The following is a 23,081-nucleotide window of genomic DNA, read 5'->3' on the forward strand; positions in this document are numbered from 1 at the left end:
AGCAAATCACATGGAAAAGAATCAATCTCAACAATTGAATCGCCAAAAGAAAACATCTTTTAAAATGCGCTTCATCATGAGTTCATGTTTGATTCTTGCTTTACCCGCATGCTCAACTTTACCCACTCAACAAGCTGTTGCACCTCAATATGCGTATGACATCGACACTCATGACACTTCATTGGCGCAAATTGTCGAACCTTTGAAAATTAAGAATCCTGAATTAACAGGTTTTCATGTTTTATATGATCCAATCGAAGCGATAGCTGCACGTTTTCAATTAATTGAGAAAGCCGAAAAAACACTCGACCTTCAATATTACATTTGGGATAACGACCGTGTAGGTGCATTGGCTCTTTATAAAATCATTCAAGCTGCTGATCGTGGTGTAAAAGTCAGATTGTTAATGGATGACAATAACGCTAAGACGATGGAAAGTATTTATCTCGCGCTGGATCAACATCAAAACATTGACGTAAAGTTATTCAATCCTTATAAATTCCGACGCCTTAGACCCGTTGATATGATTTTGGATCTGAAACGTATCAATCGACGGATGCACAACAAAACGTTTACAGCTGACAATCAAATTACCCTGATTGGCGGCCGAAATATGAGTAATCAATACTACAATGTCAGTGACCGATATCAATTTTCAGATGTTGATGTCATGCTTGTCGGTCATGCAGTAAGTGATATTACACACTCATTTGATGAGTACTGGAATCATGAATATGCCTATCCAGTTAAAAATATTGTCAATCATCAACAATATACATTGCGCTATGAAGGTTTAAAACAGCAACTGCAAGAGCACTTTGATGATGGTGCTGTACGTAGTTATGTTGAAATTACTCGTGAATCTCATGATTTTGATCGTTGGCTCAATCAAGAAATTAAGCTGGATTGGGTGAAAGCAGAAGTCATCAAAGATTCTCCTGAAAAAATCAAAGCGAAAGCTAAGAAAGAAGAACATCTCAACTTTCAACTGGTTGAACGCTTAGAGAAACCAGAAAAAAGTGTCGATATCATTTCCGCTTACTTCGTTCCTGAACGCAAGGGTGAGCAACGCTTAAGTACGATCGCACAAGATGGCGTTAAAGTTCGCGTACTGACCAACTCTTTTAAAGCCAATGATGTTGCGCTTGTACATGCATTTTATGCGAAATATCGTCAGGATTTACTGCAAAACGGCGTAGAGTTATATGAGTTCCTCCCTGCTTTGCCAGAAGAATTCCAAAATAAAAATAATATTGAAATTTCTAAGCAGTCCAAAGTGAGCCTTAAAGGGCTGAGTCGCTCAAGCCTGCATGCAAAAATGATGGCTTTGGATGATAAGCAAGTATTTATCGGATCATTTAATTTTGATCCACGTTCAGCCAATTTAAATACTGAAATTGGCGTCATTTTAAACAGCCAGCCCCTAGCGCAAGCTGTGCATAAAACCATGGATCAGAACCTAAAAAAATATGCCTATAAATTAGTTCTAGATTCACAAAATAATATTAATTGGAAACAAGCGACACCTGAAGGTATTAAAATCTATACCAAAGAACCAAAAATGAAATGGTGGCAAAAAGCAAGCTTGAAAGTTATCTCGTGGTTGCCAATAGAAGGATTCATGTAAAAAGCGGGATCATCATGATCCCTGCTTTTCTTCTACTGATTAAGCTTTGAGTACTTTTTGATGTAATACTTCCAATCCTTCCTGCATTCTGAGTTGCACTTCTCTCGTTAAGCTTTCAACTGTATGTCCAGTAACATCAATCGTGGGCAAAGCTGTTAAATGTGCAACGACTTGAGGCATTTCCAATACTGCTTTGAGATGCGCTGTAAATCCAATATTTCCGATAAAGGGAGCAACCTGATCTAACTCCCCCTCTTGATTGACATAACAGATTAAACAAACTTGCACTGGTTTTTGAGCCTCGATAGCTGCAGCTAAAAGTCTTCCATGCACTTTTTTGACTTTAGTTCCATCAGTCGTGGTTGCTTCTGGAAAAAATAGGACAGGAATATTTTGCTTCAAAAATTCTGTGATTTGCTCTTTAATACGGACCGAATCTCCTGAACCTCGGTTAATGAACAGTGTTCCACCACCCTTGGCAAGTTTCCCAAAAATCGGCCAATTTTCAATTTCTGCTTTTGCTAAGAAAAATACACGCGCACTCGAACCTAATACAGGAATATCTAACCAAGAGATATGATTGCTCACCCATAATGCGGGTTCACGAGGAATGTTGCCATGTACTTGTAAATCGATATTAAAAACTTTGCATAAGCGACGGCAAAAATGTTGTACATAACGAGTATTGTTTGGATTATTCGGATTTTTATACATTTGATGCCTAAAAATTAAATAAAACCCTTCAGTGACAGCAGCAGTACCTGAGATGATTTTTTGGCTATATAGCGCTGTTTTTGAAAATAAATTGAGTTTTTTAGGCTTTAATGTTGTCATAAATTATTTCACTAAATAATAACAGGCGTTATCCACTATAGCTCCATTCTATACTGAGCTCACCAGAGATGCATTGATTATAAAAACCGTATACATAGATTTGAAAATTCAATTTCAATTCAAATACCCAATAAAATATAATTTTTAAATCGAATTTATAGATTTAAAAATTATGCAAACTACAACTCAATCACCATCAAATCAAGTCATTCCCATCTGGTCGGCACTCTTCTCATTGGCATCAATTGTCGGTGGCGTCTTTTTATTTATGCTGGCGTTTATACTTATGTTCAAAACTGCTTTAGGTTAATTTAAATCTATTTCCCTCAATTGTTCAATTTCCTCTACACTAGAGTTTTGATGTGGAGTATTAGCTGAGTGGAAGTTACTGGACAAAATCAAGCAAATGAACGTGCGGTCTTGGTGAGTGTTAATGTCCAAATATTAGAAGATCTTGATCAAGAAGAATTTCGTTTATTGGCCAAATCTGCTGGTGCAGAGATTCTTGAACATATACAAGCTCAACGTATTAAACCTGACCCTAAATTTTTTATTGGTTCGGGTAAAGCTGAAGAAATCGCCGAATTTGTTGCAGCGGTAGAAGCTGATATTGTCATTTTCGATCATTCCCTCACACCATCTCAAGAACGTAATCTCGAGCGTGTTATTCTATGTCGTGTCATCGATCGTACTCGCCTTATCTTAGATATTTTTGCACAACGCGCACGAACACATGAAGGTAAACTACAAGTTGAATTGGCTCAGTTAGACCATCTCGCTTCACGTTTAGTGGGTGGTCGCATGGGCTTAGATGGCCAAAAAGGGGGTATTGGTTTACGTGGTCCAGGTGAAACACAATTAGAAACAGACCGTCGTTTACTCCGCCTCCGCATAAACCAGCTTAAAGACAAACTTGAAAAAGTCCGCCAGACACGAATCCAAGGCCGTGCAGCGCGTCAAAAAGCGTCTATTCCAACAGTGTCTCTAGTCGGTTATACCAACGCAGGAAAATCCACCCTATTTAATATTCTTGCTGAAAGTGATGTGTATGCAGCAGATCAATTGTTCGCAACTCTTGACCCAACTTTAAGAAGATTAAATTGGGATGGCATTGGAACATTGGTCTTGGCTGACACAGTGGGATTCGTTCGCAATCTTGCACACTCCTTAGTAGAGTCATTCAAAGCAACCCTTGAAGAAACACTTGAGGCGACTTTGCTTTTGCATGTTATCGATTCAAATAGTCCAGAAAAGCTTGAGCAAATTGATGCTGTTGAAAAAGTCCTGAAAGAAATTGGGGCTCAGGTGCCAATACTACGCGTATACAATAAAATTGATCAAACGGGTGAAGAGCCTAAAATCATTTATGCTTCTCCCAATTTGCCCGATCGAGTCTATGTTTCAGCACACTCAGGTCAAGGTTTAGATTTACTGCGACAAGCCGTTCAAGAATGTTTAATGGGGCAAATACAACAATTTGAACTCACACTCAGACCTGAATATGGCAAATTACGCAATCAACTGTATGAATTAAATGTGATTCAGTCTGAACATTATGATGATCTAGGTCATTTGATTTTAAATATTCAAATTGCGCCACATAAATTAGAGCAACTTATAAAACAAGCACATTTACCAATTGATCAAATTCTTGGTGAGAAGGCGCAACAATTTAAAAGACCTTTAGAAGAGTTTGAAATCAAATCATAAATCAGTTAAAACGTGATAAATAATGTTAAAAGTATAATCATGATGCAGTGGATGAAAACGATAGATTGGCCAGCATGGATTGGCACCATAGTGCTTATTATTGGCTTCCGAGAAGGTTCAGTTTGGCTTATGACTCAATTGAATCATCCCGAACTGGGCAATCTTGTCGGGTTGCTTTCCTTACTACTTGTACTGTTTGCTTGGCGTAGATTTGGCACTCTTCCAACCAGAGTTGTCGATGTAAATAATAAAATCATGAAAGAAAGTGCTTTCGCATTTTTACCAATTAGTGCTGGGGCATTGGTTATGTTGGTTCATATGGGTAAAGAAATTCCTCTTTTTTTACTCGTACTCACGTTAAGTACACTTATTCCACTTTGGGTTTACGCCAAAATGGCAAAACGCTGGTTATAGGAGAGAAATATGCTCGCAATTTTAATCGGCTTTGCTATTACGTTATTCGCCTATTTAATTTCAAAACCCTGTAACCGTGTCGTACCACAGATTCCTGTAATTGTATTCGGGATGTTCTTTGTGATCGTCATCTTACTGATTATTGGTATTCCTTATGATCACTACATGAAAGATGTCAATCCGATTTTTGATCATTTATTAGGATACGTCACAGTGGCTCTCGCGATCCCACTTGCAGCGATGCGTTATGACGATTTACCACTCAAAGGCATTTTAGGAATATTAGTGTTTGCTAGTGTCAGTGCTGTCGCATTGCCTATGGGCTTAGCGTATCTACTGCATATGGCAGATTCGACCATTATGGCTTTCGCTACACGTGCAGTGACAACACCAATCGCAATTAATATTGCGACCTTACTCCATGCACCAATTAGCTTAGCCATTTTAATCGTTATTTTATCTGGTGTGATTGGCGCAGCTTTTTCACCACTCATACTACGTCATATTAATGATGAGCGTGCCTCAGGCTTAGCACTCGGTTTAGCAGCCCATGCGATTGGGACAGCTCAAGCTTGGCAACGAGGCAGTGTAGCTGGTCGTTATGCTGCATTTGGTATGGCGGTAAATGCAACGTTTACAGCCGTTTGGCTCCCTACTTTTATTCACTTTTTAAAAGCGACCTCTTGATATACCCACAACTGAAAATAAAAAAGCCACTGATGAGTGGCTTTTTTATTAGACGAAAATGACCAAAAGTAGATTCTATGCAAACATAGGATTATCAACAGCAAACATTTGCTGATCTTCAAGACGATACGCCATTAATTGATTGCCCCAGACACAACCACCGTCAACATTCTGAATATGCTCAGATATTGTTTTGCCCTGTAAGGCAGCCCAATGTCCAAAAATGACTTGATGAGTTTGAGCAGCTTTTGACTCATATTCAAACCATGGCTGATAGCCAGCTGGCATCGGCTCATCTAAAGCATCTTTAAAACTAAATTCGAGTCGTCCCTCTGGATCAGTCAAACGCATACGGGTTAGATAATTAACAATACATCGTAAGCGCTCATGTCCTGTTAAATCATCTGACCATAATGTAGGTTCTTTACCATACATTTCTTTCAAAAATGCATCCAGAACATCAAAATCATCATGCGCAATAACCGTTTCAACCTCTTGAGCAAACTGTTTCACTTGCTCTACTGTCCAAATATGTGGAATACCCGCATGTGTAATGACAATATTTTCATTTGGACATAAACATAAGGGTTGTTTGCGTAACCAGTCGATTAAATCATCACTGTCAATCGCATCAATCACATCACGAGTATTGTCTTTCTCTTTAATCTCTTTAATGCCCCTTGCGCCCGCTAACAAGGTCAGATCATGATTACCCAAGACTGTCGCAGCAACGCCACGATCGACCAGTTTCTTGATAAAACGTAAAGCGCCAATCGAGTTCTCACCACGTGCGACTAAATCACCCGCAAACCATAAAAAATCCTGATCAGGATCAAATTTGATTTCCTTGAGTAACATTTTCAAAGCTTCAAAACAGCCCTGAACATCACCAATCACGTAATTATATCGAATGTTTTCACCAGCCATTTATGCATCTACCATTTGATCTGCAAGTGCAACAAATTGAGCAAGTGTTAATGTTTCTGGACGCGCCATTGGATCAACACCAGCTTTTTCAAATCCTTCCTCTTGCAACATGCCTTTTAAACTGTTGCGAAGTGTCTTACGGCGTTGTGTAAATACATGGGAGACCAAACGTGCCAAGGCTTTTTCATTCTTCGCCACTATTGGTTTTACATCATACGGCTCTAAGCGAAATACCGCAGAAGTTACTTTGGGTGGTGGGTTGAACGAACCAGGTGGCACTTCAAACAAGAATGTCGGTTTACAGTAGTACTGAATCATGACTGATAAACGACCATATTCTTTGGTATTTGGTGATGCCGTAATACGATCGACCACTTCTTTTTGCAACATGAAGTGCATGTCTTTAACCTTGTCACCAAACTCTAAGAGATGAAATAACAAAGGCGTAGAAATGTTATAAGGTAAGTTACCGACAACACGCAACGGACGACCATCAAACAATTCAGTGAAGTCGTAGCGTAAAGCATCAGTTTCCACAATAGTTAAACGTTCAGGATGCGGTACACGACCCGGTAATCCAGCTGCTAAATCACGGTCTAATTCAATGACAGTCAAAGCATCACATTCACCAATTAAAGGCGATGTTAAAGCAGCAAGACCTGGACCAATTTCAACAATATTGTCACCAGTACGCGGGTTCACCGAACGCACAATTTTGGCAATGACACGTTGGTCATGTAAGAAGTTTTGACCAAAACGCTTACGCGTGTGATGCCCTTCATCTTTCGGGTTTAAGGCATTAATCTGATACATAAGGATTTCCAACGTGTAATTAAGACAAGATCACTGACGCGCTAAATCGAGCGCTAAGTCCACAGCCACATGTAAGCTCGAGCTTTTCGCAAGTCCAGTACCTGCGAGGGAGAGTGCTGTGCCATGATCGACAGAGGTGCGAATAAACGGCAAGCCCAAAGTAATATTAATGGCTTCACCAAATCCTTGCGATTTTAACACAGGTAATCCCTGATCGTGATACATGGCTAAAACTGCATCGGCATCTTTTAAATTTTCTGGTGTAAATAAGGTATCTGCAGGCAGACATAAACTCATGTCTATCCCTTGCGCACGATAGCGTTCAAGTACAGGATTAATCACTTCGATCTCCTCCACTCCTAAATAACCATCTTCACCTGCATGAGGATTTAAACCGCACACCAAAATTTTGGGAGATTCGATTTTAAATTTTGATCTTAAATCATGAATTAGAATGTCGATGACCTGATGCAAGCGCTCAGCTGTAATCGCATCCGCAACCGCACGAAGGGGTAAGTGCGTGGTTGCAAGTGCAACACGTAAGGTTTTGGTTGCCAGCATCATGACCACGCGTAATACACCAGCAAACTCTTGGTAAAACTCAGTGTGACCACTGAAATGAATACCTGCCTCATTGATCACTGACTTTTGTACAGGTGCTGTCGCCACGCCAACGCTTTTACCTGACATCGCATAGTCTGCAGAACGGCGGAGTTGCTCTAAGACATAACTCGCATTTTGAGCATTTAACTCACCCAGTACTACACTTTCATTTAAAGGAATATGTTCCACATAAAGCTGACCCACTTTTGACGATGTTTGTTGCCCTTGATACTCAATCACTTCAACTTCAAGATGAAGTTTTTCTGCACGTTGCTTGAGCATTTGTATATCAGCAAGCACGACGAGTGGACGCTCATCCAAACGTTGCGCAAGGCTTAAACAGATATCAGGACCAATTCCAGCAGGCTCACCGCTGGTGACATACAAAGGAAGCATAACGATCATCATTCAAGGATTTTTATTATTTTAATACAGATCGAATGTACGATGTTCAACAATACCAAAATGGTAAAATCTTAGCCCTCTGATTTTTTTAATCGTTCTTTTAAGTCTTTTAGCGCCAATCCATACGAAATCTTGCATCTAATAGACCAAAAGCATGAGCGACTTCGGATACACATACAATCACGATGACGAAGAACAAACCCAACAAAAGAATGCGTCCAATCGTTGAACGCGCTGAATAAAATGCTGAATCTTTAATGCACAAGAAACCAAAGCCACCGATTAAATAGATGATCCAAGGGAAAATCATAAAATGTGCATACATTGAATATATAAGAATGACACTTAAAACATCGATTCCATAAATAGCGCCAAACACCATGCTAACACTAAATATATTCCGAGAAAAATGAATAAAAATCCGGTCAAAAATTTCGTCACCTTGCTCACTTTGATTTGATCATGGCGTGAAGATAAATCTGAATGACGAACAGGAGGAGAGAAACGATCATTATTATTTTGTGAACTCATCAAAACTCCGAGCTATTATTATGATTATTTCCTCATTACAAACGAAATTGATTAAATAAACCGCTATACTTTTCAATCTAAATTAAATAGAATATGCCCCTCGAAATCTTAATATTTTGATTGTGGTTCTAGTGTTTTTCCGCTAGAATTCGCTCTCCTTTTTGTTTGGACAGATTCCACCGTCCAAACCAACTATAATAGGTAGTGGTTAATGAAAACTCTCAGCGCTAAGCCAGCTGAAGTTCAACACGACTGGTACGTTGTTGATGCTTCTGGCAAAACTTTAGGTCGTCTTGCGACTGAAATCGCACGTCGTTTACGCGGTAAGCACAAAACTTCTTATACTCCTCACGTTGACACTGGTGATTACATCGTAATTATCAATGCTGAGCAAGTTCAAGTAACTGGTAATAAGTCACTTGATAAGAAATACTATCGCCACACTGGTTTCCCTGGTGGTATCCGTGAAACTAACTTTGAAAAATTAGTTGCTCACAAGCCAGAAGAAATCTTCCAACGCGCTGTAAAAGGCATGTTGCCAAAAGGTCCTCTTGGTTATGCTATGATCAAGAAAATGAAAGTGTATGCTGGTGCTGAGCATCCTCACACAGCTCAACAGCCACAAGTTTTGGACATCTAAGGGATACAGCACATGGCTACTAACTATGGTACAGGTCGCCGTAAGACCGCAACTGCACGTGTTTTCCTATCTGCTGGTACTGGTAAACTCGTTATTAACAACCGTTCTTTAGAACAATACTTCGGTCGTGAAACTGCTCGTATGGTTGTACGTCAACCACTAGAGCTTTTAGATGCTACTGAGAAATATGACCTTTACATCACTGTTGCTGGTGGTGGTATCGGTGGTCAAGCTGGCGCAATCCGTCACGGTATTACTCGTGCATTGATCGCTGCTGACGAAACTTTAAAACCTGCTCTTCGTCAAGCTGGTTTCGTTACTCGTGATGCTCGTGAAGTTGAACGTAAGAAACTTGGTTTACGTAAAGCTCGTAAACGTCCACAATTCTCTAAACGTTAATTCGTTTTCCGAATTCGGACAAAAAAACCTTGGCTTATGCCAAGGTTTTTTTTCATCTTTATATTTTCCCTCACTCATGAAAATCAGTCGTACACGATACTTTAAAATGAATATTAAACGCTGATATCAATAAAAAGACGCTAGTTTTTATTGCTCTATTTTGACTGACTTAAACAAATATATGCTTAATCATCTATCCCAATTTGAGGATTGTTAACTTTTTACAACTTTATTAAAAAATACTTTCATGCAGTTTTTTAAATTAAAGGGATAAAAATGTTAAATAGGGAAATATGTTTATCATTCGCCGTAGCCGCTACAATATTAGGTACATCCAATATTGCACAAGCAAATAACTCACAATCGATAGATGCTTTAGCCGTGTGTTGGCAATCCAATACGGGTAAGCATGTTTGTGATGGACCCATACAAAGATTAATGTCTTCATATGAAAACATAAATAAAGCATTAGAGTTAGTTGGATGCTCAGATGGATATCCTGTACAAAATAACAGTCTGGTACATCGATCTTTAGGTCAAAAATTCTCAATGGTTTACAAGTGTGGCTATAAACTTAGACCTGGCGACACAAGTGCATTAACTAACAATCGCGACGTCCGTCAATGGTGGAGTGGAATCATACATTAGTGCACAAGGCCGATTTAAAGATCGGCTTTTTATATCGCTTTGGATAAAAAGCTAAAGATTAAATTTCAACAATACAAGGATAGAAATTTAAAAAACCACGTTACAGACATAAATACGATTCAATATGAAATTCAAGTGTTTTAATAGGCATCGCTCATTAAACGATGATTTTAGCGTGCTTTTTTAGTATCCTTATCTATTCATTAATACTTTGATTGGAATATGTCAGTCGAAACTACCCCATTACAAGGCATCACCATTTATAGTCATGCAGATGACTTTCGATCGCATTGGATTCGCTTCTTACTGGCAGAAAAACAAATTAAACACAATTTATTTATTGTCGACGAAGACAACGAGGATCTTGCGAGTTTAAACCCATACAATCAACTCCCAATGATGATTGAAAATGAGTTAAAACTTTTCAATACATCCATCATTTCTGAATATTTAGATGATCGCTATCGTCAGAATAAGTTATATGCAGATGCTCCTGCTCCACGTGCAGAACAACGCCAATATATATGGCGTTTTGAAAATGACTGGTTAAAACTTGCAGATGATATGTTGCGCCACCCAGACACACTTGATGTTGACGCACAAAAGGCAGCTCAAAAAAAGTTAAAAGATACGCTTATCTCGCTGACACCTTTGTTTCAGCACTATCCTTATTTCATGTCTGAACAATTTACAATTTTAGATTGCATGTTGGCACCGATTTTTATACGGTTAAGAACGATGGGTATTGAGCTTCCAAAGCAACAATGCCGCCCGTTTTATTTATATTGCCAGCGTGTTTTCAGTCGTCCAGCCTTCATTAAGTCCATGACGGTTCAGGAAAAAAATCGTTATAGTCCTGAATTAAAATCCGCTTAAAAAAGCAAAAGAGTGAGTCACATGTCTGATCAAGAAATCAAATTAAGTCCAACTCGCCCGTATTTAGCACGTGCGATTTATGAATGGATTTGCGATAACAATCTCACCCCATATCTACTGGTAGATGCCACACAGCCTTATACCGATGTACCTACACAGTTCGTTCAAGACGATCAGATTGTTTTAAATATCGTGCCACATGCTGTGCATCAACTACACATGAGCAATGAAGCGATTACCTTTTCTGCACGTTTTGGTGGTGTTTCCAAAGATATTTATGTGCCAATCAATGCTGTACTCGGGTTATATGCAAAAGAAAATGGTCAAGGATTATTCTTTGATCCTGATGAATATGCCAATGCACAAACGGATGAAAATCCGATAGAATCTAAACAGCAACAAAATCAAGAAAATGAAGCACCAAAGAAAAAACCGAGTTTAAGAATTTTGGATTAAAAACTTACAGGAGAGTTGAATGGCTTTTGATTTAGTACAATATTTTGTTGAGCAGACCAAAATTCAAAAGCCTCAGCTGTTGAAACAGTATCCAGCTGAACAACGGCATGAATATCTCAATGAATTAAATATCTTAGCTTTAGGTAAACTCATCAGCCTATGGCGTAAAGACGAAAAAAAAATATACCAAGAAATTCATGCCGCTGACCAACTTTATATTCAAGAAGTCGCACGGCATTTGACGACATCTCAACATAATCAGTCTAAGCTGTCTCATCAAGAACTTGAAACTGCGACATCAGAGATTTTAACCTTACAGCTTAATGAACTTAAACAACTTGATGTAACAGGTCATTATCAACTACAAGGCATGAATGAATTACTTCAGGGTCAAGTTGAACATCTCTCTGGTAAAGCAAAAGATTGGGTTTGGCTAACAAATAACCTAAATGAGTTGATTGGTTCTCAACCTGTCATTCAAGAAGAGATATCATTAGACCAAACGATGAAGGAGTTTCATGACATGGTCAATCAAGTTCAACATGATCACCACGATGTTGCTGAGCCAGAAGTAGTGGCTACACCAACTTGGGCAAAAGTTTTAGAACCTGTAGTTGCGATTGCAATTCTTTGGGTGCTTTACTGTGCCGTACAAACAGTATTTGCATAAATCCGGTCATAAAAAAAGCCATCTTTAGATGGCTTTTTTTATTGCTTATTCAGCATCAACCTCAATATTCATCAAGATTTGACGTTTTTTCACTTGCTGACCAACTTGTCCTACGATTTCACCCACAACACCGTCGACATCTGACTTAATTTGCTGTTGGATTTTCATCGCTTCAAGAATCAATAATGTTTGCCCTTTAGTTACACGTTCTCCAGGTTGAGCACTGACATTTATAATTGCACCATCCATTGGGGCACGAATTTTACCATCCCCTGCCACATCGGCAGTCTCAGGTGGTAAATAGGTAATATTTTCCACCATGACGTTGCCATTCGCGCGATCTAAATAAACAAAATTACCATCAAGAACATAGTCAATTCGACGTCGAATTCCATTAATGCTATAAATCAATTGCTGTGTATTTTGCGCTACAACCTCAATCGACTGGCTTTCACCACAGGTTTCAACACTCACTGAACGACCATCACGATGCACAATGAGATCTAACTTTTGATCATCATATCGAAGTTTCAGTGGTAATGCTGAAGAAACTCCTGTGTTCCAATCTGTTTGCGCAGATGCATTTATCAACAACGCTGCAATCAATGCTAAGCTTTCTAAATTTAGACTCTGTTTATTCAAACTCACATCACTTTGGAAATGCTGTTGAATAAAACCAGTGTTCACATCACCCTCCACCACAAGTGGATGACGTAATAAGTTAACTAAAAATTCCTTATTACTGTTTACACCTAACAGTACAGAATCATTTACAGCACGTGCAAGTAAACGAATCGCATCGGTACGTGTTTTGCCATGTACGATGATTTTAGCCACCATTGGATCGTAGAATGGGCTAACTTCATCAGTTGGCATCATACCATGATCGATACGTACGCCTTCTAAATCCGAAGGTTGCCAACGTAATACTTTGCCTGTTTGTGGTAAGAAGTCTTGGCGTGGGTCTTCTGCATATAAACGCACTTCAATGGCATGACCATTCATAGTCAATTCTTCTTGCTTGAGCGGTAATGTTTCACCGTTTGCCACACGAAGCTGCCATTCCACAAGATCAAGACCTGTAATCATCTCTGTTACAGGATGCTCTACTTGCAAACGTGTGTTCATTTCTAAGAAATAAAACTCACCTGATTGATCTAGTAAGAATTCAACCGTACCTGCACCCACATAGTTACAAGCTTTGGCTGCGGCAACTGCGGCATCACCCATGGCTTGACGTGTTTCTTGTGTCAATACTGGACATGGTGCTTCTTCAACCACTTTTTGGTGACGACGTTGAATCGAGCAATCACGTTCAAATAAATACACGTAGTTGCCATGTGTATCACCAAAGACTTGGATTTCTACATGGCGAGGTGCAATCACTGCTTTCTCGATAATCAGCTCACCCGAACCGAACGCATTTTCTGCTTCAGAACGGGCAGTTTTTAACGCTTCAAGCAAATCAGCTTCTTGATGTACAAGACGCATACCACGTCCACCACCACCTGCTGATGCTTTCACCATCAATGGGAAACCTACTTTTTTCGCTTGATCTGCTAAAAAGTCGATGTCTTGTTGGTCGCCCTCATAACCCGGTACACATGGTACGCCTGCTTCAATCATGGCGATTTTAGACAAACGCTTGCTACCCATGAGCTCAATCGCACCTGCTGGCGGACCAATAAAGGTAATACCATTTTCTGCACATGCTGCGGCAAAATCTGTATTTTCAGATAAGAAACCATAGCCCGGATGCACAGCATCTGCGCCCGTTTTCTTACACGCTTCGATAATATTTGGAATCGATAAATAAGATTCTGATACTTTTGAAGGGCCAATATAAACCGCTTCATCTGCGACTTGTACGTGACGCGCATTTTTGTCGGCATCAGAATACACAGCAACGGTTTCGTAACCTAAGGCTTTTGCTGTACGCATCACACGAGCAGCAATTTCACCACGGTTTGCAACTAATACTTTTGTAAACGCCATAGTTCCACCAATTTTTTAGGCTCCTCTGATCTTGAGGAGCGTATCCTTTTTAATTCACATTCATACAGGCGTTGGAATGTGGTTTATTCTGCCCAGCTTGGTTGGCGTTTTTGGATAAACGCCATTGTGCCTTCCATTCCTTCTGCACTTGCCACTGCATCTGCAAATTGACGTGCTGCATCATCAAGTAACGGCCCCAATTCTTCTTTGGTGGTACGATGTAATAATGCTTTGGTTGCACGCGATGCCAATGGCGCACAGCGTTTAATTTGGGTAATGGTTTCTTCAAGTGCTGATGCAAGTTCAACTTCATCTGCAACCACTTGATGCACAATCCCCACCTCTAAAGCGGTTTGACCCTTAAAGCGCATACCTAATAATGCTAAGCGACGTGCTTGTGTTAAGCCCACACGTGTCACTACAAACGGTGCGATTTGTGCAGGTAAAATTCCTAGACCTGTTTCTGGTAAGCCAAATTGTGCTTCTGCATGCGCAATAGCCACATCAGAGACACATGCCAAACCAAAACCACCACCGAGTACAGCACCTTCAAGTACAGCCACAACAGTTTGTGGTACTTGATCCACTTGCTCAATCAGTGCACCAAAGGTACGGTTAAATTCGGTATATGGTGTGTTATTGCCCACTTCCATTGCTTTAGCACGGATCGCTGCCATATCTTTGATATTACCACCTGCACAGAAGTGACCGCCTTTACCACGCAAAATTACTGCGCGTACAGACACATCATCTTTGATCGCAGCAAATACCGCTTGCATCGATTGCACCATCTTTAGACTCATCGCATTACGGCTTTCAGGATGGTTTAACCATAAGGTTAAAATGCCACCGTCTTGCTCTAGGATGATGCTGCCATCAACTTCTAAATTGGCAATTGAACTTGATAATGTCATCTCAGATCTCCTGCTTATTTTTTCTTACCAGGAAGGATGTCCATCATCTTACAGATAATGCCAAGCATGATTTCATCCGCACCACCGCCAATCGAAACTAAACGACCATCACGGTAGAATTGTGCTGCTGGGTTGTCTGCCATAAAGCCGTTACCACCCCAGAACTGTAAGCAACTATCTGCAACTTCTCGCGTTAAACGACCTGCTTTCAGTTTTGCCATAGATGCCATTTGCGTTACATTTTCACCTTCAATGTGAAGTTCACAAGCACGATAGGTTAATGCTTTCAGTGCTTCGATCTCAGTCATGAGTTCAGCAAAACGGAAATGGATATATTGGTTGTCAATTAACGGCTGACCAAATGTCGTACGCTCTTTCGTGTACTGAATTGTTTTTTCAATACATTGCAACATACCGCCCATAGCATTTGCAGCACCCCACATACGCTCTTCTTGGAACTGAAGCATTTGCATCATAAAGCCCATGCCTTCTTGACCCACTAAGTTACGTTGTGGCACACGTACGTTGTCAAAGAACACTTGTGCAGTGGTACTAGAACGCATACCTAACTTGTCTAATGGCTCAGAGAATGTAATCCCTGGTGTATTCGCAGGAACAACAATCATTGACTTGTTAAAGTGTGGTTTACCATCAGATGTATTCGCTAACAAACAGAAGAAGTCTGCTTGTAGAGAGTTTGTGATCCACATTTTATGACCATTGATGATGTAGTCATCACCATCTTTAGTTGCTGTGGTTTTTAGTGCTGCAACGTCAGATCCTGCTTGGACTTCAGATACCGCAATCGCTGCAACTTTTTCACCTGCAACTGCTGGCGTTAAAAACTCATCACGTAATTCTTTGCTACCAAAACGTGCAATTGCAGGGGTTGCCATGTCAGTTTGTACACCCATTGCAAGTGCAACACCACCCACGTTGATACGACCTAACTCTTCTGCAACCACCAAGTTATAAGAGTAATCGAGTGCCAAACCACCGTTTTCTTCAGGTTTACAAATACCTAATAAACCCAAATCACCCATTTTTTTGAATACTTCGTGGATTGGGAAACGACCTGCTTTTTCCCATTCTGCTGTATATGGGTTAATTTCGTTTTCTACAAATTGACGTGTCGTACGGCGTAGCGCTTCATGTTCTTCAGTAAATTTCATTTTTATGTCCTTTAATTTCAATATTTGTTTTTAATCTCCCCTTGCCCCTCTTTGAAAAAGAGGGGTAAAGTCCCTCCCTTTTTTAAAGGGAGGTTAGGAGAAATTGATTAGAATCTTGGTACACCAAAACGTGTTGGATTTAGTTCACGTGCTTGTGATTCATTAATCGTTTGCAATAAGAAAATCAGCAATTTACGTGTATCACGAGGGTCGATAATGCCATCATCATGCAACATTGCAGTATTAAATAGCGCCGTAGATTGTGACTCTAATTTCATTGCTGTTGATTGCTCTAAGAAGTCCAACATTTGCTCATTGGGCTCCATGCCAGATTCACGCTGTTTTGCTTCTGCAACAATACGAAGAACTTTACCAGCTTGCGCACCACCCATTACCGCAACACGAGAGTTCGGCCATGAGAAGATAAATTGTGGGCCAAGTGGACGACCACACATCGCATAGTTACCTGCACCGTATGAACCATGTGCAATGATCGAAATCTTCGGCACTGTACAATTCGCAACAGCTTGGATCAGTTTAGAACCATGTTTAATGATGCCGTTTTGTTCTGCATCTGTACCCACCATAAAACCTGTGGTGTTATGCAGGAATAAAATTGGGCGTTTGGTTTGTTCACATAATTGAATAAACTGCGCTGCTTTTGCTGCACCTTGTGGCGTAATTGGGCCATTATTAGTAATGATGCCTAAGTGCATACCACCGACTTTTGACCAACCACACACTGTATGTGAGTCATATTCGTTTTTGAACTCGAAGAAATCAGAATCATCAACAATACGTGCAATGATTTCTTTCATATCCAAAGGTTGTTTTGGATCTGAAGGAATGATGCCAAGCAATTCTTCTGCCGAGTAACGTGGCTCTTTATATTCTGGTGTTTCAAGCTTAACTTGCTCTTTCCAGTTTAAATGCTTAAAGATTTCACGTGCGATACGGATACCATCAGCATCATTTTCTGCTAAGTATTCTGCTGTACCTGCCACTTGTGCATGCATTTCTGCACCACCCAATTCTTCAGCAGTTGCCACTTCCCCTGTTGCTGCCAATAACAATGGCGGTCCTGCAAGCAACATTTCAGTTTGCTTACGTACAGTAATCACATAATCAGAAAGACCCGGTTGGTATGCACCACCTGCTGTTGCGTTACCATGGACTACAGAAACTTGTGGAATCCCTTTTGCAGATAAACGTGCTTGGTTGGCAAATGTTGTACCACCGGCAGTAAATACTTCTGCTGCGTAGTTTAAGTTTGCACCACCACTTTCTGCCAAAGTAATGATTGGTAATTTTTGCTCTAACGCAATTTGGTGTAAACGAAGGCTTTTGTGTACACCCATTGGGGCAATCGTACCGCCTTTGATCGCACTGTTATTGGCAGCCACCATACAACGTGTACCATTTACAAAACCAATCCCTGCAATGATCCCGCCACCTGCTTCTGAACCATCTTTATCATCATGCATCTTGTAACCCACAAGACCACACAACTCTACAAATGGAGAATCTGCATCGAGCAACATACGTACACGCTCATGCGGTAAAATCTTTCCTTTTTTATCAAACTTAGGCTTAGCTTTATAAGAACGATCTAGCGCACTTTTTTGAATCGCTCGAATCTCTTCGATTTGCTCGAGCAATTTCGCTTTATTCTGTTCAAATACTTCGCTTCCTACTGCAACTTCGGACTGAATCACTGCCATTCCGTTTCCTCCTTGTTCCTTATAATCACGATTAATTCTTTTCGTCTTTTTTCTTTAGTACATCTGGAATAAATGCACGGTGGAAGCCGTTATAAGACTCACTATTTTCTGCAGATGATAATGGGAATACGCGTGTACCTTGTGAAGCCGCACCATCAATACGTACTGTCATCCCTGAAACAAAGTTAGCAGCGTCAGATAATAGATAAACAATCGCCGAAGATACTTCCGACTCTGTTCCCATACGTTGTAAAGGCACATTGCTAGAAAGGTTAGGGATAATGAATTCTGCGACAGGGCCTGAATAGGTATCCATCCCTGATGAGATAATCCAACCCGGTGCCACACAGTTTACCCGCACACCTGATTTACCCCATTCCACCGCAGCCGTTTTGGTCAGGTTATCAACACCTGAACGTGCTGCACCTGAGTGCCCCATACCTGGCATACCGCCCCACATATCTGCTGCCATATTGACGATGGCTCCACCATTTTTTGCCATCCACTGGTTATAGGCTTCACGCATAAGATAGAAGGTCGAATGTAAGTTATTACGGATGACAGCATCAAAACCATTGGCAGAAATACTTTCTAATGTTGATGGGAACTGACCACCTGCATTATTGACTAAACCATCGATGCGACCGAACTTTTCGATCACCTCCGCAATCATGTTTTTCACTTGTACTTCTTCGCGGTTATCACACACGATGCCATGTGCGTGACCACCGTCTTCAGTGATTTCAGCAATCACATTTTCAAGTTTTTCGATCTTACGACCTGTAATCACCACTTGCGCACCAAGTGATGCAAGCTCATGCGCCGTACAACGACCAATGCCCGAGCCACCACCTGTGACAATCACGACTTTGCCAGCAAATGCATCATTTCTAAATATCGACTGATAACCCATTACTTACACTTCCATATCTAAATCAATTGTTTTTTTTATTTTGCTTGGGCATCAGATGATGCCCGTACGCTGGCTTACAATAAATTTGCAGGAACTTTTACCGGTATATCTAATAATTGTTGTGCAAATGCTTTGCCTTGTGGATCAATACGTAAGCTCGCAACACCACCACCACCAAGCGCATCAATTAACAAGAAGTTAAGTGCATTTAAGCCCGGCAATTCATAGCGACGTACTTCGCCACCATTACCACCTTCAAACACATGCTTCATATATTCCGCAACATTCGCTTCAGTTAAAGATGCACGAATCCAAGGTAAAAATTCTGGTTTGCGTGCAAGTACACCGATGTTGCTGTAGTTACCTTTATCACCACTACGTGCATGTGCAACTTGTACTAAAGGCACTTCAACTTCATTACCTGTTAAAGTTGCCACTTCACCTGCTGGAATGGTTGGGATTTCTTGTGGTGCTTCACCATGCGGAACATCAACTTTATGACGCTCGCCATTGATATCCACTTCGATATTTAATTTCGATTTTTCTACCAAGAACGAGAATAATTTAATTACTGGAGATGGTTTTGGACGCCCCCCCACAATCCCTGTTAATGCAGGTGCCATACCTGTAGAAGCTTGTGCAATTTCAGAAGCAAAGAACATACATGCTTCTTTAAACATATGTTTAACTGCAATTTTCACCACAACTTCACGTGGATTTTGCACACGTCGGTTTGCACCATAGGTTGTTTCCGTACCTAAAATCTCAATAGATTTTTCAGTAAATGGTGGAATTGAACGAAGCGCCATTACACGCTCAACTTTATTTAAAATTGCATTAGAAACGGCATAAGCTTTTTCTTCTGCATCTTGGCCTGCAAGTAAGAAGCTCACTAGAACACGGTTACCATCAGGATAGGTCGTGCTTACCTTGTAGTGCTGTGTCGGTGCTTTACCTTTTGCACCTGTAACCAATACACGGTGCTCGCCTACTTGCTCAAGTTTTACTTGGCTAAAGTCAGCAGTTACATCAGGCAATAAATAAGCTTGTGGATGACCAATTTCATACACAATTTGCTCGCCCACAGTACCTGTAGAAACTAAACCACCTGTACCATTTGGTTTAGTGACGATAAATGATGAATCTGCTTTCACTTCAACAATTGGGAAGCCCATGTTGTCAAAGCCTTCAACCAAACGCCAATCTGTGAAGTTACCGCCAGTACACTGTGCACCACACTCAATCACGTGACCTGCAAGCGCCGCTTGTGCCAATTTGTCGTAATCGCTTAAATCCCATTTGTATTCGTGCAATAAAGGCCCAATCACCACAGCCGAATCCACCACTCGACCTGTGATCACAATGTCTGCACCTAAATCCAGAGCATCACGAATCCCTACAGCACCCAAATAAGCATTACTACTTGCGACATGTGGAGGAAGATCCTCACCATTAAACATTTCTTTTATATTTTGTTTTTGAAGTTCAACGTGCTGATCCATTAAATCATCACCAAGTACCACCGCAACTTTCAAATCTAAACCAGCATTTTTGATCACTTCTTGAAGTGCATCACGGCATGCCAATGGATTTACACCGCCAGCATTACTTACAACTTTGATTTTCTTGTCCGCAATTTTTTTGATGAGCGGTGTCATAACACGACTAACAAAGTCCAATGCATATCCATGAGAAGGATCTTTCATTTTGGCTTTTGCCATGATAGACATGGTGATTTCTGAAAGATAATCAAATACTAAATAGTTAATATCCGACATGTGTACCAATTGAAATGCAGCTGTGTTGGTATCTCCCCAGAAACCTGAAGCACAGCCAATTTTTACAATTTTTTGTTCGTCCTGAATATTTGTCATAACCATCTCATTATTCTGTTTAGAATTTGAGCTTAATCTACCAAGCAAGCGCTTGGTTTGTAAAGTGCAAAATGTTATTATTATTTGCAAATCTGCTTATTGCGCTAAAATTTGCATGGAAGCAACGCGTTTAGAAAACAAAATAGGATAAAATAACAAGATGATCGCGACCTCTATTGACCAAATTCAACCAATAGCCTGCTTTGACGATACACCACGTGGTCGTTTACTTTTGGGGGCAGCTTATTTATTCCATAAACAAGGTTATGCCAAAACCACTGTTCGTGAACTCGCTCAGTTTATTGGTATCCAATCTGGAAGTTTATTTCATCATTTCAAAACCAAAGACGATATTTTGGCACATGTGATGGAACAAACCATCATTTACAATCACGCTTGCCTTGAAAGTGCCATATCCACTTCAGACCATCCAGAGCAACAACTCAAGGCTCTGATTAAAGCTGAACTCGATGCGATCTCTGGGGATACAGGTTCCGCTATGGCTGTATTGGTCTATGAATGGTTTTCACTTTCTGAGGAAAATCAGAAGAAACTATTAAAATTAAGAAATGATTATGAAGGGATATGGCTGAGTGTCATCAAGGTATTACATGACAAAGGCAAAATTAAGCACGATCCTTTTATCTGGCGAAGACTGATTGGTGGTTCAATCGCTTGGACCGTAACTTGGTACAATCCAGAAGGGAAAATGTCACTTGATGAGTTAACCAATATCGTCTGGGATATGGCAATGAATGCTTAACTTTATATCTGATCAATTAAAAAAGGTGGCTTAATCCACCTTTTTATTTCTTTTAGAAGCCCAGCTGTCGGCTTGCCAAATCTTTCATAATTTCCTCAGCTCCACCGCCTATCATATTCACTTTAACTTCGCGATATATACGTTCAGATTTCATGCCACGCATAAAGCCCATGCCACCTAGTGTTTGAACGGCTGCATCAGCACAGAATTGCATAGTTTGCGTTGCTACGTTTTTGAGCATACAAATTTGTGCAATCATTTCATTCCCTTGAAGTTCAGGACGACCCATTTTATATGCCGTATCTTCAAGTAAAGCGCGAGTCGTTTGTAAACGTGTTGCCATATCTACCAATTTATGACGAACAACTTGATGATCTACCAAGCGTTTACCAAAAGTACGTCGCTGTTGAGCCCAATCTAGAGCTTCTTCATAACAAACTTTTGCATAACCATAACTACTCGCAGCCAAGAAAAAACGTTCCATATTGAAGTTATTCATGATAACAAAGAAACCCATATTCTCAGGACCAATCAAATTTCTTGCAGGCACTTTAACTTCATCGAAGTGTAGATGAGCGGTATCAGAAGCCCACCATCCCATTTTATCTAACTTCGTTTTTGTAATACCTGGTGTATGGGCATCAATCAGTAGCATTGAGATACCATTGGGTCCTTTTCCTTCAGGATCAGTTCGAACGGCAACGGTATAGTAATCAGCGCGAATACCAGAAGTAATAAAGGTTTTTTCGCCACTGACTACATAGTAATCACCTTCTTTTACTGCTTTTGTTTTAAGTGCTGCAACATCAGACCCCCCTCCCGGTTCTGTTATTGCTAATGCCGAAATCTTCTCACCTGATAAGATTTGTGGCAAAACCTCTGCTTTCACCTCTTCACTTGCAAAGCTATTGATTGGCGGTGCACCGATCATATGTGAAAGTAATGAAGCGATTAAACCTCCTGATGCAGCCTTTGCCAACTCCACACACCCCAATAAAGTATAGAATGCATCTGTATCAGGGATACCACCGTATTTTTCATCAAAACCTGATGCCATCAATCCAACTTCTGCAGCTTTTTTGTAGAGTTCTCGTGGAAAAGATTCGGCTTCATCCCACTCATTTACATAGGGAATAATTTCTTTTTCTACAAATTTTTTTACTGCATCTGCAAATGCAAAGTGTTCATCTGTGTAATAGATCGGATTGTATTGCATCAACTATGTCCCTGAAATTATTTAAATCCTTATAGGCATACTGACATTTATTGTTTTTTTTTTAATTGCAAGAATCATCAATCTTTTGGCATAAATTAACTGAATGGAGCTTCTTATTTAATTACAAGGTTTTAATTATTTTCAAATTCAATTTATATATATAAAAAAACACCCCCTTCTATTGAAGGGGGTGTTTAGAATAATGAGCTGGCGATGACTTACTCTCACATGGGTAACCCCACACTACCATCAGCGCTAAGAGGTTTCACTTCT

22 protein-coding genes are annotated in these 23,081 nt (G+C 40.3%); 10 read left to right on the forward strand and 12 right to left on the reverse strand.

Features of this window, described 5'->3' with window-relative positions:
- The first annotated feature begins 64 nt into the window (after positions 1-64).
- Positions 65-1,627 carry a phospholipase D family protein gene (locus AC1M9H_RS13470; protein WP_481613594.1) on the forward strand — a complete coding sequence of 521 codons (1,563 nt, stop codon included), beginning with the start codon at positions 65-67 and terminating at the stop codon, positions 1,625-1,627.
- A gap of 39 nt (positions 1,628-1,666) precedes the next feature.
- On the opposite strand, the gene AC1M9H_RS13475 is transcribed toward AC1M9H_RS13470, so the two are convergent.
- Positions 1,667-2,461: a lysophospholipid acyltransferase family protein gene (locus AC1M9H_RS13475; RefSeq protein ID WP_092768504.1), complete on the reverse strand. Its 795-nt coding sequence runs from the start codon at positions 2,459-2,461 to the stop codon at positions 1,667-1,669.
- A gap of 378 nt (positions 2,462-2,839) precedes the next feature.
- Between AC1M9H_RS13475 and hflX the strand changes: the two genes are divergently transcribed.
- The 3 genes from hflX to AC1M9H_RS13490 are packed head-to-tail and all read left to right on the forward strand — an operon-like array spanning position 2,840 to position 5,272.
- Entirely contained in the window at positions 2,840-4,171 is a 1,332-nt protein-coding gene (gene hflX, locus AC1M9H_RS13480) for a ribosome rescue GTPase HflX (RefSeq protein ID WP_481613584.1), read from the forward strand.
- A gap of 42 nt (positions 4,172-4,213) precedes the next feature.
- Positions 4,214-4,585: a hypothetical protein gene (locus AC1M9H_RS13485; protein WP_092768555.1), complete on the forward strand. Its 372-nt coding sequence runs from the start codon at positions 4,214-4,216 to the stop codon at positions 4,583-4,585.
- A 9-nt stretch (positions 4,586-4,594) separates the two neighbouring features.
- Positions 4,595-5,272: an LrgB family protein gene (locus AC1M9H_RS13490; RefSeq protein WP_035270007.1), complete on the forward strand. Its 678-nt coding sequence runs from the start codon at positions 4,595-4,597 to the stop codon at positions 5,270-5,272.
- A 75-nt stretch (positions 5,273-5,347) separates the two neighbouring features.
- On the opposite strand, the gene AC1M9H_RS13495 is transcribed toward AC1M9H_RS13490, so the two are convergent.
- From AC1M9H_RS13495 to AC1M9H_RS13510, 4 genes are all read right to left on the reverse strand, one after another.
- The gene (locus AC1M9H_RS13495; protein WP_481613585.1) at positions 5,348-6,199 is read right to left on the reverse strand and encodes a symmetrical bis(5'-nucleosyl)-tetraphosphatase; all 852 of its coding nucleotides are present in this window, start codon (positions 6,197-6,199) and stop codon (positions 5,348-5,350) included.
- Positions 6,200-7,012, reverse strand: coding sequence for a 16S rRNA (adenine(1518)-N(6)/adenine(1519)-N(6))-dimethyltransferase RsmA (rsmA, locus tag AC1M9H_RS13500; protein WP_035270009.1), 813 nt, complete (start codon positions 7,010-7,012; stop codon positions 6,200-6,202).
- A gap of 30 nt (positions 7,013-7,042) precedes the next feature.
- Positions 7,043-8,011, reverse strand: coding sequence for a 4-hydroxythreonine-4-phosphate dehydrogenase PdxA (gene pdxA / locus AC1M9H_RS13505; protein ID WP_481613595.1), 969 nt, complete (start codon positions 8,009-8,011; stop codon positions 7,043-7,045).
- Between the two features lie 118 nt (positions 8,012-8,129).
- Entirely contained in the window at positions 8,130-8,402 is a 273-nt protein-coding gene (locus AC1M9H_RS13510) for a hypothetical protein (RefSeq protein WP_481598026.1), read from the reverse strand.
- Between the two features lie 360 nt (positions 8,403-8,762).
- Here AC1M9H_RS13510 and rplM point away from each other — a divergent pair, with 360 nt between their 5' ends.
- The 5 genes from rplM to AC1M9H_RS13535 all read left to right on the forward strand — a co-directional run bounded on the left by rplM (position 8,763) and on the right by AC1M9H_RS13535 (position 12,240).
- The gene (gene rplM, locus AC1M9H_RS13515) at positions 8,763-9,191 is read left to right on the forward strand and encodes a 50S ribosomal protein L13 (RefSeq protein ID WP_035270016.1); all 429 of its coding nucleotides are present in this window, start codon (positions 8,763-8,765) and stop codon (positions 9,189-9,191) included.
- A 12-nt stretch (positions 9,192-9,203) separates the two neighbouring features.
- Positions 9,204-9,590 carry a 30S ribosomal protein S9 gene (gene rpsI / locus AC1M9H_RS13520; RefSeq protein ID WP_035270019.1) on the forward strand — a complete coding sequence of 129 codons (387 nt, stop codon included), beginning with the start codon at positions 9,204-9,206 and terminating at the stop codon, positions 9,588-9,590.
- A gap of 870 nt (positions 9,591-10,460) precedes the next feature.
- A complete protein-coding gene (locus tag AC1M9H_RS13525; RefSeq protein WP_481613586.1) occupies positions 10,461-11,114 on the forward strand; it encodes a glutathione S-transferase N-terminal domain-containing protein in 654 nt (217 codons plus the stop codon).
- Between the two features lie 21 nt (positions 11,115-11,135).
- Positions 11,136-11,570, forward strand: a complete 435-nt coding sequence (locus AC1M9H_RS13530) for a ClpXP protease specificity-enhancing factor (RefSeq protein WP_481613587.1) — start codon at positions 11,136-11,138, stop codon at positions 11,568-11,570.
- A gap of 19 nt (positions 11,571-11,589) precedes the next feature.
- Positions 11,590-12,240 carry a hypothetical protein gene (locus AC1M9H_RS13535; RefSeq protein WP_481613588.1) on the forward strand — a complete coding sequence of 217 codons (651 nt, stop codon included), beginning with the start codon at positions 11,590-11,592 and terminating at the stop codon, positions 12,238-12,240.
- A gap of 45 nt (positions 12,241-12,285) precedes the next feature.
- Here AC1M9H_RS13535 and AC1M9H_RS13540 read toward each other — a convergent pair whose 3' ends face one another.
- The 6 genes from AC1M9H_RS13540 to AC1M9H_RS13565 form a co-directional block, all read right to left on the reverse strand.
- A complete protein-coding gene (locus AC1M9H_RS13540; RefSeq protein ID WP_481613589.1) occupies positions 12,286-14,235 on the reverse strand; it encodes an acetyl/propionyl/methylcrotonyl-CoA carboxylase subunit alpha in 1,950 nt (649 codons plus the stop codon).
- Positions 14,236-14,318: 83 nt separating this feature from the next.
- A complete protein-coding gene (locus tag AC1M9H_RS13545; protein ID WP_481613590.1) occupies positions 14,319-15,149 on the reverse strand; it encodes an enoyl-CoA hydratase/isomerase family protein in 831 nt (276 codons plus the stop codon).
- A 14-nt stretch (positions 15,150-15,163) separates the two neighbouring features.
- A complete protein-coding gene (locus tag AC1M9H_RS13550) occupies positions 15,164-16,321 on the reverse strand; it encodes an acyl-CoA dehydrogenase family protein (RefSeq protein WP_481594002.1) in 1,158 nt (385 codons plus the stop codon).
- A 107-nt stretch (positions 16,322-16,428) separates the two neighbouring features.
- Positions 16,429-18,042 carry an acyl-CoA carboxylase subunit beta gene (locus tag AC1M9H_RS13555; RefSeq protein WP_092768482.1) on the reverse strand — a complete coding sequence of 538 codons (1,614 nt, stop codon included), beginning with the start codon at positions 18,040-18,042 and terminating at the stop codon, positions 16,429-16,431.
- Between the two features lie 31 nt (positions 18,043-18,073).
- Positions 18,074-18,955 (reverse strand): SDR family oxidoreductase, encoded by an 882-nt coding sequence (locus AC1M9H_RS13560; protein WP_481613591.1) that lies wholly within the window; start codon positions 18,953-18,955, stop codon positions 18,074-18,076.
- Positions 18,956-19,029: 74 nt separating this feature from the next.
- Positions 19,030-20,835 carry an acyclic terpene utilization AtuA family protein gene (locus AC1M9H_RS13565; RefSeq protein ID WP_481598033.1) on the reverse strand — a complete coding sequence of 602 codons (1,806 nt, stop codon included), beginning with the start codon at positions 20,833-20,835 and terminating at the stop codon, positions 19,030-19,032.
- Between the two features lie 154 nt (positions 20,836-20,989).
- Here AC1M9H_RS13565 and AC1M9H_RS13570 point away from each other — a divergent pair, with 154 nt between their 5' ends.
- Entirely contained in the window at positions 20,990-21,592 is a 603-nt protein-coding gene (locus AC1M9H_RS13570; protein ID WP_035269534.1) for a TetR/AcrR family transcriptional regulator, read from the forward strand.
- Positions 21,593-21,644: 52 nt separating this feature from the next.
- On the opposite strand, the gene AC1M9H_RS13575 is transcribed toward AC1M9H_RS13570, so the two are convergent.
- Positions 21,645-22,808, reverse strand: coding sequence for an acyl-CoA dehydrogenase family protein (locus tag AC1M9H_RS13575; protein ID WP_481608225.1), 1,164 nt, complete (start codon positions 22,806-22,808; stop codon positions 21,645-21,647).
- Between the last annotated feature and the right edge of the window lie 273 nt (positions 22,809-23,081).

Source organism: Acinetobacter sp. ANC_7512 (genome assembly GCF_056779935.1).